The sequence below is a fragment of the Streptomyces sp. NPDC041814 genome (assembly GCF_055590565.1).
This window is the reverse complement of sequence record NZ_JBVJAM010000002.1, coordinates 741,994-753,090: the sequence shown is the minus strand read 5'-3', so window position 1 is coordinate 753,090 and position 11,097 is coordinate 741,994. Positions and strand designations below refer to the sequence as shown.

Below are 11,097 nucleotides of genomic sequence, written 5' to 3'. Positions count from 1 at the left end.
GGTTGCCGATGGCGTCGAGCAAGGTCCGCAGGGGCCGGGGCGGCCGAAGCGGGGGCAATCTCGGTGCTCGGGCCCTGGTCGTCGTGCAGGAGGCCACTCCTCTGTTGCTCCCGGACATCGAAACCGCCCACCGAACGGGGCGCGCGGCGGCGGGGAGAGAGCAATCGAGAAGTAGGCAGCGGACGCCGACGCCCGGAACCATGAGCCCTCACATCGTCCGCGCCGGGAGTAGCCCACCCATGCCGCACACCGAGACCAGACCGCTCCACACGCTGCCCGCCTCTTCGCCCGAGGCCGTGCGGCTACGTCGCCGCGCCGTCACCGCGACCGTGGTCGGGAACTTCGTGGAATCCTTCGACTGGCTGGCGTACGGTCTGTTCGCCCCGCTCTTCGCGGAGCGGTTCTTCCCCTCCGCCGATCCGACCACCTCGCTGCTCGGTGTCTTCGCGGTGCTCGGGGTGGGCGTGCTGGCCAGGCCGCTCGGCGGCGTGCTGCTGGGCCGGCTGGCGGACCGCAGGGGCCGCAAGCCGGCGCTGCTGCTGGCGATTCTCCTGATGACGGCCGGTTCGGTCCTGGTCGGGAGCGCCCCGACGTACCAGCAGGTCGGGATCCTCGCCCCCGTGCTGCTGCTCTGCGCCCGGCTCGCGCAGGGCATCTCCTCCGGCGGTGAATGGCCGGCCGCGGCGGCGTACCTGATGGAACTGGCCCCGCCTCGCCGCAGGGGCCTCTACGGCAGCCTGTTCTCGCTCACCACCGCCGCGGGCGCGTTCACCGCCGCGATGCTCGGCGGCATGCTGACCGGCCTGGTGGGGCCCGGGGCGATGGAGACCTGGGGCTGGCGGGTGCCGTTCCTGATCGGCGGCGTGCTCGGGCTGGTCCTGCTGGCGCTGCGGAGCCGGATCACCGAGAGCGAGGTCTTCCGGCGCGAGGTGAGCTCCCGTCAGGACCGCAGTCCGCTGCGCGAGGTCCTGCGTACCCACCGGCAGCAGGTCCTGCGCTCCGTCCTGCTGGTGGCCGGGATGGCAACCGTCGGCAGCACCTGGACCTCGGTGATACCGGCGATGGGGCAGCGACTGGCTCCGGAGGGGACGATGTTCTGGGCCGTGGTCTGCGCCACCGCCGTGATGATCCTGCTCCAGGTGCCGATCGGCCTGCTCGCCGACCGGATCGGGCCACGGCGGCTGCTGGTCGTGGCGAGCCTGCTCTTCGCCACGGGGGGCTCCTGGGCCTACCTCGCCATGACCGGACGGTTCACCAGTCTGCTGCTCGCCTACGGCAGCGGCGTGGTCTACCTGGTCTGCGTCACGACGGTCCTGCCCGCCCTGCTCGCCGAGATCTTCCCGCCCCGCGTACGCGCCCTCGGCATCGGCCTCCCCTACGCACTGACCAGCGCCGTCCTGGGCGGCACCACCCCACTCCTGGCCACCCACCTCGGCAAAAACGGCCCGTCCGGCTGGTTCATCGCCGGCGTGGTGGCCGCCGTCCTCCTCAGCCTCGCAGCCACAGCGGCCTCGGGCGCTTCCGACACCGAACGAGCCCGACCGGCGCACCCGGAGCCGGTGCCGATGGGTTAGGGCCTGTCCGAGACCGAGCCTGGTCCGTTCAGTCCACCCCGGCCGCAACGGCGACAAGGCCGGAGGGCAGATGGCGCAGGGCCATCAACACGGCCTCCTTCGCTGTCGTGGCCTCGGCCAGGACCTCTCCCATGTAGTGAGTGCTGAGGGTGTAGGGCTTCTGCCGATGCGGATCCAGGCACAGCGGGACGACCGTGAGGCGTGGGCGAGTGCTGGTGGAGAAGCGCAGCGTCCAGTGGCTGGTGAACGGGTAGAGCCTCCGCAGCGCCGGTTCGGAGTATGCGGCCTCGATGAGCGCGCGGTATTCGGGCCAGTCCATCTCGTCGGCCTCTGTGCGCAGATGCTGCCATTCGGACTCGGCCAGTCGGTCCGGATCGTGGTCGGGTACCTCGAAGCGCCCGGTGAGGTGCACGAACGGCGCGGCGCGGCGGATCGCGGCCAACTCAACCCCGTCGTGCCACGCCTGCGCAACCCGGGCGACCTGCGCGAGTTCCTGCGTGTTGCCTTCTACGAGCGCCATGTCCTGAAACGGCTCGCAGCCGCGGATCGACCAACGACGTTCGGCCGCCCAGGCGCTGATCGCCAGCGGCGTCCGATGCGCGACCGGACTCGTGGCCGAAGCGTGAAGCAGCGGATTGGATTCGGATGCCTCGAACGAGACGGCGAGGCAGTGCCTGCTAGCCGTGGCCTGGAGCGCGGCAGCCAGGCTGCCTTCCGTTGCGATGTCGGGATACAGGGCGGCTGGATCACGGGAGGAGGCCATGAAGGCAGATTGTGCCGCAGTCTCGACCGTGAGCTCCGCCGGGCCGCGAAGGTCGCCGGCCAGGTCCTCCTGCCGGGACGCCTGCCGGGCATCGAAGCGTGAATTCTCGGGGACCGCCGCGATCGCCTCGGTGCTCACGTAGGCGGCGCTCTGCCTGTCACCGAAGGTGCGCGAAGCTTGGTGGGTGTCACCAGCCCCGCTGGAACCGCTCCTCCTCGGGCGATGTCTGGGCAGACGTGGCTGATCTTCTGTTCCTGGCCGTGCTCTTTGCGCCCTTCCTGGCGCCAGGGGTTTTCCTGGGCGCTGATGTCGGGGTTCTACATCCTGGCCCCGGAAGGGCTACGACTCCAACGCACACCGCGACGAGCTCCGTCACCGGCGGATCCTGCCCGTCATCTCCCGCAAGGGGTCACCGAACATCAAGGGCATCGGCAAGCTCCGCCACGTCGTGGAGCAGACCTTCGCCCTGCTCCCCCACTTCAAACGCCTCGCAATCCGCTGCGAACGTCGAACCGAGCTCCACGACGCCTTCGTCTCGTTGGGCTGCAGCCTCATCTGCTGGAGGCGACTCAAGAAGGCCGCGTCAACATCACATCAGGAGCTCGCATGGTGGGGCAGGTCAAGATGGCACAGGATCGTGCTGCAGATCCAGACCACGTGTGGTGGGCTGCTGTTGGGGCGTCTACTGCATCAGCTCGGTGTGGGGATGCTCGGGTGAGGCTGGGCAGACGTAGAGCTGTTGCTTGTAGCCGCGGGCGATCTGGACGGCGGCGGGCTGATTGGGTCGAGGTTCACCTCCCCCGGTGAAAATCAGTGGCTCTTGCAGCTCGTACGGGATCCAGGTGCGGTCGCTGCTGCCCCATTCGTGCGAGGGGATGGTCAGCAGGGGGGTCATCGTGGTGTCGCATGTGAGGCAGGACTGGGGGATCGGGTCGGTCAGGCCCCAGGAGGGCAAGCCGCCAACTTTCCAGCCCGGCGCCACGGAGAGATTGATCCCGTAGAACTCCGCCGGGTACGACGCATAGCGGCTGTCCACCGTGTCTCCGGCGTTCTCCCATCTGCCCCAGTCGTTGAGCATGCTCAGGATGTCCGGGCTCAGCTCCGAGGGGTGGGGGTACTCGGTGATCTGCTCCGGGAGGAGCAGGCACGGCTCGGGCAGGTAGCCGTCGAACTGCACCGTGGGCGGCTCCGGGGGCGCGGTGAGGAAGCTGGTGACCTCGGCTGCGGACCGCCAGAACAGCACGGTCCTGGGCATGTAGCTTTTCGGAGGATGGTCGAAGGGACACCACAGCACTTGGAGCAGATCCGTGCCGGCGGGCGTGCGCAGGTCCGGGATGTCCCGCGTGTAGAACTGGGCCAGCGGCAACAGGGCTATCGCCCCGTCGTAGGGCTGAAGGTTCGGTTTCGGTCTCGGATAGGTCCTCGGGGGCTCGATGCGGGCGAGGGCCTCCCGTTCCTGCGGGGTGAAGTCGCGACCCCGCGCGGCGGCGCGAATCCGGCGCAGCAGTCTCAAGTCCGCAAGCGTTCTGAGCGGTTTCGTTGCGTCCCACTCGTGCGGACCGTCGCAGTGCGGCCAGGGCTCATCGGCGGGCCACAGCAGCGGACCGCCGACCGAGCTGTGACGCGGGGACGGGCATGCGGGAACCGGGTGCAACCGGGTTGCCGTACGGGCCAGCGGGGCCAGGTGGGGAAAGAGCGCGGTCACGTCGAGCGGCCGCGGCGGCGTAGTACGCGTGATCTTCATGGCGGGTGATACTGCCAGCAGTCACTGACACTAGTGCAGACAAAAAACGTCGACCGTTCAGGCGGCACCGAGTGGTCACACGATGCACCGGCCGGATCATTACATCGCTCACGCCCGACCAGGGCCAATCGACAAGATCTTGTTACGTGTTCCAAGCAACGTGGTTGCCACTCAGGAGGCAGGCTACGTGTCACAGACGTCCAATCGGCAGCCCCATGTCACGAGGCCGAGACGTGACGCTCATTCAGTCGATCGTCAACGAAGCTGCCTTGCGGAAGAGAGACAGCAGCGTCAGGGCCGGCAGGGCGGCCGGATCGAAGAACTGCGTAGCCAGAGCGGGAGGCACCGCCGTTCCCTGCATGCGAACCTCATGGCAGGTGAAGCAGAACGCCGCCTCGAACAGCGCCCGATCGAGAGAGTCCTCGTACGCCCGGACGCTCCAGCCCGGCGAGAAGCCGCAGCGTTGCTGTTCACTGCCGGGCAGGCTCTCGATCAACGCCAGGGCAGCGGCGGCCTCGCTCCCGGCCCAGTGAGCAACCACCGTGCCGGGGTACGGGACGCCCCGCTTGGTGGGAAGGGCGGAGATCCGTACGACCTCGATCAGCACGGTGGCAGTAACGGCTTCGGCGGGGAGCTGCATGAAGGCAGTCTGCCCTCCGGGCCGGCGGGCGAGTAAGGGCGCGGACGCCTTCGGCAGGCGCAGGCCGGTGTCAGTTCGGTCGACCGATGCCATCCATCGCGGAAGTCACACGGAGGCACCACGGACGCGCAGTGACGACAAGCCCGATGACGTGACAACCATCGTGCTTCGGCTCACGAGTACGTTTCCATGTGACTGAGCGCCGGAGTCGGCGGCGCTCGCCAATCGAGCGGCTCACCTCGATGCCGAGCCGGTCGAGTCGGCGGTGCGGCGCCGGTGGCCTCGCCATGACTCCAGGTGCTCATCGCAAGGTCCCCGAGGGGGACGTCCGGGGGGATGGGCACACACCGGGCCGGGCCGAGCGAGCGCACCGTCTGCGCCACGGACGCACGGGCTGTTCGCCCACAGGTCGAACTCAAGGTGTTCGGCGATGACGATGCCGCCGGTCGCCGCGGCCTTCTCGCGGGCCTCGGCCCGGATCTGGGACTGCCACCGCTCGGCCGCCTCGGACCGCCTCCCGGGCGTCGCGTCCCGTCGTCCGTCATGCCTGCCGGCGTCGCCCCCGGCGGGTCAGGGCCGTGCGGAGGGCCGCGCGTACCCGGGGGGCGTGGCGGCGCCACCAGGCGCCGATCCATAGGGCCTGGAGTCCGATGAGGATCGTGATCGTGGTCACCGCGTCGGCCACCGCCGCCCAGTCGGACGGGTCGGCCAGGGTGCGCAGGGCGCGGGCCAACAGCACGAGAGTCACCCGGGTCACCACGAGGTAGGCCAGGGCGAGCGACGCGGCGGAACCAGCCACCATCACGCACGCGTAGCAGCGGACGATCCGGCGTTCCGACGCCCGCAGTCCGGCCAGCGGCTGCGGGCCCGCCCCGGCCCGGGGCCGTACGCAGCGCAGCGCGAGGTGCTGTACGTACACGCTCGCCTCCCGGTACAGATTGCGGCGCCGGAGCAGGTCCTGGAGCAGGAAGTACACGTCTGTGCGCATGAAGACCAGCAACTCGGTCGCCACGGCGAAGAGTTTGGTGAGTACGACGATCGCCAGGAGGCGCTGGGGGCCGGTCGCCGCCTGCACCAGCACACAGCTCCCGGCGAGCGCGAGGTCCACCACCATGCCCGAGAGGTAGACGGTGAACCGGGTGCGCCGGTCGCACTGCCACACGCCCGAGACGTCGGTCTGCATGACAAGAAACTGGAGCCGGGTGCCGAGCCGGATCGTTCCGGGGACGCCGGCGGCCCGCGCCGTGACCAGGTGGGCGAGTTCGTGCAGGAAGAGCAGGGCCCAGGTCAGCGCGGCTTGTCCGGCGAGCACCACCGTTCCCTGCCCGCTCCACAGGACGTCCTGCCAGTGTGGCCGCAGGCGCGGGTCGGACGCGGCCGCTGCGGCGCCGGCGGCGGCCAGGAGCAGGAACGCGGCGTGCAGGACGGGGCTGAGGGCCCAGCGGACGTGGGAGGCGCGCAGCCAGGGGAAGGTCGGCCGGGCCGGGGGCGGTGAGTCGACCTCCGTGCCGCCGATCCGCCGAACCAGTCCAAGCGCGGCGAGGGAGGCCACGAAGGTGTCGACGGCTGTCCGCCGGCCCGTCTCCTCCTCGACGCGGCGCGCCGCCTCGGCGGTCGACAGGCCCTGCTGGAGCAGACGGATGGCGAGGACGCCGTGGGCGGGGACGGCCACATGGGTCCCGGTGTCGGCTCGGCCGACGATCCACTCGCCGCCGTCCTCACGCATGCCCAGTGGGTGGAACTCCACCGGCTGTACCGGCCCGTTCACTCGCCGGCTCCCCCTCTGGCGGGCCGGGGCGCGGAGCAGTGCGGGCACTCGGGCCGGGGCGGGTGGCGTACGAGGACGAGGTCGTCCGGGGCGATCAGGTTGATGCCGCGCAGATAGCCCGGCGGATTCCGGGACACGCCGGTGAGCAGGGCGATGATCTCGTACGCCACGAGGTTGCCGGAGATCCCGGCGGAAGGGCCGATGACCCCGTTCCCGCCGAGCCGGGGGGCGGGGCCGCTCGGGAGCCGGGCTTCCTCGGCTGCGGCCAGGCACGGGAAGCAGGGGCCCTCGGGGGCGAAGACGCCGACCGAGACGAACGGGCCGTCGTAGCCGCCGCCGACCCAGGGCACCCCGGTGTGCGCGCAGACCTGAGTGGCCCACTCCCGCAGGGACCGGGCGTCGGGTTCGTCGGCACACAGGGCCAGGACGTCGTAGCCGGCCGTCACCTCGGCCAGGGCGCGCGGTCCGTCCACCGCGCGTGCCTCGTGGGTGACCGTGATCTCGGAGTTGACGGCGCGCAGGCGCCGGGCCGCGGTGAGGGCCTTGGGCCAGCCGAGGTCGTCCTCGGTGTAGAGCACCTGGCGGGCGAGGTTGGCCCGGTCGACGGTGTCAGGGTCCACGCAGTGCACCCGGCCGACCCCTGCGGCGGCGAGCGCCCAGGCGGCGTGGCTGCCGGTGCCGCCGAGGCCGAGGACGACGACACCGGCTTGCTTGAGGCGGAGTTGGGCGTCCCACCGGCCGGGGCGCGGACGGAGGTCGGCCATCCGGAAGAACTCCTGGTTGCGGTGGTACCGGTCGCGCTCGGACGGGCTGAGCAGGCGGTCGTCCTCGGCGGCGGCGTCCTCGACGTAGCCGGTCGCGACCAGGGCGTCGACCAATCGCGCGGCCTCGTCCGGCGCCAGGCCGGGGCACCGGTCGCCGAGGTCGCGGACGAGTTCGGCGCGGGTGCGGGTGCCGTCCATGAGACCGAGGGCGGCCCACACCCGGCCGTGCGGGTCGCGGATCTCGGCCGCGAGTCCGTAGACCCCGCCGCCGATCCGGACCGCGCCGTCGTCGGTCCGGTAGGGCAGGTGCTCGTCCTTGACGTTCGGACGTCGCATGAGGGTTCTCCCTGGGGGCGGGGGGGGGCCGGTGGGAGGGGATCCCACCGGCCCCGCCTGAAACGTCAGTTGTTCACCGACTTGGTGCCGATCGTCTCGATGCGGTCGAGGACGCGGATCTCGATCACGCCGGTCTCCGCCTCGTGCGGGACCGGGGGCACTGCGGTCTCTTCGTGGAGCTCCTTATCGTTGGTCATCCATCTCACCTCCTTTCGGCGTCGGTGGTGCCCGGAGCCGGGACCGGCTCCGGGAGTCGTGGGTCCGGCGGTCGCCGGAGCGGGGTGCGGTCGTTCGAGGGCGCTCCGGGCCCCCGGGAAAGGCGGAGCAGGACCCGGCCGAGGACGAGGTGGTCCGGGCAGAACCCCCAGTGGCGGGAGTCCTCGCTGTGCTTGCCGTCGCCGAGCAGCATCACGGTGCCCGCGGGCACGGTGTCCCGGTCGCGCAGCCCCGAGTAGGAGCGGAGCCGGTCGGGGACGCGGTCGCCGGCGGTGGCGGCGACGCGCTTCACGACCCAGTCGGCGCGGTCGGCTGCCGGCCGGAGCGCGGGCTGGCCGGCCCAGCCGACGGCCCGGGGCGCGGGGGCGATGACGATGTCCCCGGTCCGCGCCGGAGGGCGGGCCCGCCGCTGCCGCGCGCGCGATGGCGGTCGGGGGCGCGGCAGCGGCCGTGTGACCAGCAGCCGGTCTCCGGGTATCAGGGTGGGAGCCATGCTCCGGCCGTCGACGGTGATGAGGTACAGGCGCCGGCTCAGCAGACGTACCGTCAGCGCCGCGGCGCCGGCGAGTGCCACGGCCACGGTGCCGGCGGCGGTGAGGCCGGTCATGAAGGCCCCCTTTCCTGGTGGGTACGGCCCCGTGACGGGGGCGCGGTCGGGTCGGCTCCGGGCCGTACGGCCGTGGGCCGGGCGGTCAGCGGACGGTGTCCGCGTAGCCCGCTGCCTGGAGCGTGAACAGCCGGCGGTACGTGCCCTCGGCGGCCATGAGCGCGGAGTGGTCGCCCCGGGCGGTGATCACTCCGTCCTCCAGGACCGCGATGGCGTCGGCGTCCCTGACGGTGCCGAGCCGGTGCGAGATGAGCAGGCGGGTGGCGCCCTCGGACTCACGCAGCAGCTGGTCGTGGAGGGCCGCCTCGGCCTCGGCGTCGAGCCCGGAGCTCGGCTCGTCGAGGATGACCAGATGAGTCCGGCGCTTCATGAGCCCGCGTGCGACGGCGATGCGCTGCCACTGGCCGCCGGAGAGGTGGGCGCCCTGGCGGCGCTGCGCCGTCGCGTCCCCCGCGAAGAAGATCCGGCTCAGCAGTGTTTCGTAGCCGTCGGGCAGGGCGTCGAGGAAGTCGTCGGCGCCCGCCTTGCGGGCAGCGGCGCGCACCGCCGGCCGGTCGTCGAGGCGGTTGAGGTCGCCGAGGCCGATGTTCTCGGCCGCCGTCAGGTCGTAGCACATGTAGTCCTGGAAGATGGCGCCCACGCCGCGCTGGTAGTCCTCGGCCGGCACGGTCCGGATGTCCCGGCCGCCGACCAGGATCGTGCCGCGAGTAGGCCGGTAGAGGCCGCTCAGCAGCTTGACCAAGGTGCTCTTGCCCGCGCCGTTGACTCCGACCAGGGCCAGCGAGCCGCCCGCTGGGATGGTCAGGTCGACGCCCCGCAGCACCCAGTCGCCGTCGTCCCCGTAGCGGAACCACAGGTCCTTCACCTCGATGTCCCCTTGGAGGAGCACCCGTTCAGGAAGGATGGGAGCGCCGAAGGCCTCCCGGGCGTCGGCATCCCGCACCAGGGCGAGGGCGGGCGCCCGGCCGGGGTCCGCGTCCGTGATGGCGCGGTAACTACCGAAGGCGAGTAGGGACTTGTAGCCGTCGCCGATCCCGGTCGCGATCTGCAGGACCGCGCCCTGCACACCGGCGGCCGCGGCGATGAAGACCGACAGGTCGCCGATGCTCAGTGCACCGGCCGCCGCGCGGGCGGCCGACCAGACCACTGACGCTCCGACGATCACGGCGGACAGCACCGACAGGGCGGCCTGGCGCTTCAACTGACGTGTGTCGAAGCGCTGTTCCTCGCGGTGGATCGACCGGGTCTCGCTGTTCATCCGCTCCCGGAAGAAGTCCCCGAGCCCGAAGACGCGGACCTCCTTCACCGCGTCGATGCTGGTGATGAGCATTCGGTAGAACACCTCTCGCCGGGACGCCTGCACGGTGTCCCCTTCCAGCCGGATCTGCTCGCGAGAGGAGATCAGCTGGCTCAGGAGGACCGGGAGCGAGGCCGCCGCGAGCAGGAGGAAGACCACGGGACTGATGGTCCACAGGGATCCGAGCAGTCCGACAGCGACGAGTACGCCCTGAAGCGTGGAGAGGCAGGCGCCGAGCAGCACCTCGGGCGAGGTGGTACTGGCCTTCAGAGCGAGCTGGACGTGGTCCATCGACTGCGGGTTCTCGAACCAGGAGATGTCCCGGATGCCGTCGAGGGCGCGGAACAGCCGGTCGCGCATCCAGAGCCGTGCGGCGCGCTGGGTGATGGACTGGCAGTGGCGGGCCAGCTGCGGCGTCAGCGCGGAGGCGACACCGAGCAGCGCGAGAATCGACGCCTGCCAGACGATACCGGCGGTGGTTACACCGCCCACGATTCCGTCCAGAAGACCTTTGGTCGACCAGGCGAGCGCCGTCGGCGCCACTCCGCCGAGCACGGTGAAGAAGAGATATCCGAACGCGGGAAGTGGGGCCGCCGAGAATGCGACGCGCAGAATGAGGAACGGGACGGCTATATCTCTGCGCAATGCACGCCGGCGCGCGCTCGCCGATCCGGTCGGACGCTTCTCGGACCTCACTGTTGAATTCCCCTTCGAGATGGTCGGGGTCGGGCCCCGGCGGCCGGACCCGATCGAAGGGACCGGACGCCGGGGCATCACGTCATCGCGATTTCAGAGGCAGCTGACGCTGCCGTCGCTGTAGCGGCAGCACTCGTGCACGTCGATCTGGCCGGCCAGGCCGCCACCCTCGTACCAGCAGTAGGGTGCGAGCTGCGCGGAGGCCTCGGCGCTGGGGAGCAGGCGGCCGAGCATGCGGTCGGCGACCTCAGAAATGGCGCGGGAAAGAGACATGGGTGTACCCCGTTCTCGATATGGGAATGGCTATTCAAATCCGAAGGCGAATTACCTCGGACGACTTCGAACGAGGCAGATGTAAGCCCCTCGGCATCGAGGTTGTCAAGCGTTCGTTTTCGCTGCCCTGATTTTTCGCACACCAATTGACGATCTGGCGATATTTCATTTCCGAAATGGCTATTGTCGCGCACTTGCATAACGCTGGGCGTATACCGGGAATCACGGGGTGAATATCGGTCATTCCGCCTTTCGAATTGACTTCGGTGAATTTCCGTTGTTGACTCCTCTTGGCCGCTCTCGCTGGAGCCGGCCGGGGCGGATCCCGGCCGTGTCCCCACTCTGTCGCGGCTTCCTTCTCGTGTTCTTCTCGTTCGCTTCTCGCGCTCTTCCCGCGCTCGTTCCGAGCCCCTCCCGTC

Annotated in this window: 10 protein-coding genes; 1 reads left to right on the top strand and 9 read right to left on the bottom strand. The window is 70.5% G+C overall.

Features of this window, described 5'->3' with window-relative positions; translation table 11 throughout:
• The first annotated feature begins 239 nt into the window (after window positions 1–239).
• Window positions 240–1,574, top strand: coding sequence for an MFS transporter (locus ACZ6C6_RS08755; RefSeq protein WP_469200503.1), 1,335 nt, complete (start codon window positions 240–242; stop codon window positions 1,572–1,574).
• 28 nt (window positions 1,575–1,602) lie between these two features.
• Here the strand turns inward: ACZ6C6_RS08755 and ACZ6C6_RS08750 are convergent, their stop codons facing one another.
• The 9 genes from ACZ6C6_RS08750 to ACZ6C6_RS08710 all read right to left on the bottom strand — a co-directional run bounded on the left by ACZ6C6_RS08750 (window position 1,603) and on the right by ACZ6C6_RS08710 (window position 10,678).
• Window positions 1,603–2,475 carry a DUF6193 family natural product biosynthesis protein gene (locus ACZ6C6_RS08750; RefSeq protein ID WP_469200501.1) on the bottom strand — a complete coding sequence of 291 codons (873 nt, stop codon included), beginning with the start codon at window positions 2,473–2,475 and terminating at the stop codon, window positions 1,603–1,605.
• Between the two features lie 544 nt (window positions 2,476–3,019).
• Window positions 3,020–3,850: a hypothetical protein gene (locus tag ACZ6C6_RS08745; protein ID WP_469200500.1), complete on the bottom strand. Its 831-nt coding sequence runs from the start codon at window positions 3,848–3,850 to the stop codon at window positions 3,020–3,022.
• Window positions 3,851–4,325: 475 nt separating this feature from the next.
• Window positions 4,326–4,721: a hypothetical protein gene (locus ACZ6C6_RS08740; protein ID WP_469200498.1), complete on the bottom strand. Its 396-nt coding sequence runs from the start codon at window positions 4,719–4,721 to the stop codon at window positions 4,326–4,328.
• A 541-nt stretch (window positions 4,722–5,262) separates the two neighbouring features.
• Window positions 5,263–6,489 (bottom strand): hypothetical protein, encoded by a 1,227-nt coding sequence (locus ACZ6C6_RS08735; protein ID WP_469200496.1) that lies wholly within the window; start codon window positions 6,487–6,489, stop codon window positions 5,263–5,265.
• On the bottom strand, window positions 6,486–7,589 hold the full coding sequence (locus ACZ6C6_RS08730; protein WP_469200494.1) for a HesA/MoeB/ThiF family protein: 1,104 nt from the start codon (window positions 7,587–7,589) through the stop codon (window positions 6,486–6,488). Before ACZ6C6_RS08730 ends, ACZ6C6_RS08735 begins: the two co-directional genes overlap by 4 nt.
• Window positions 7,590–7,654: 65 nt before the next feature.
• Entirely contained in the window at window positions 7,655–7,786 is a 132-nt protein-coding gene (locus ACZ6C6_RS08725) for a hypothetical protein (protein ID WP_469200493.1), read from the bottom strand.
• A 5-nt stretch (window positions 7,787–7,791) separates the two neighbouring features.
• Window positions 7,792–8,412, bottom strand: a complete 621-nt coding sequence (locus tag ACZ6C6_RS08720; protein ID WP_469200491.1) for a S26 family signal peptidase — start codon at window positions 8,410–8,412, stop codon at window positions 7,792–7,794.
• Window positions 8,413–8,497: 85 nt separating this feature from the next.
• Complete coding sequence (locus tag ACZ6C6_RS08715; RefSeq protein ID WP_469200489.1) at window positions 8,498–10,483, bottom strand: ABC transporter ATP-binding protein; 1,986 nt, start codon at window positions 10,481–10,483, stop codon at window positions 8,498–8,500.
• Between the two features lie 15 nt (window positions 10,484–10,498).
• Window positions 10,499–10,678 (bottom strand): hypothetical protein, encoded by a 180-nt coding sequence (locus ACZ6C6_RS08710; RefSeq protein ID WP_469200487.1) that lies wholly within the window; start codon window positions 10,676–10,678, stop codon window positions 10,499–10,501.
• Between the last annotated feature and the right edge of the window lie 419 nt (window positions 10,679–11,097).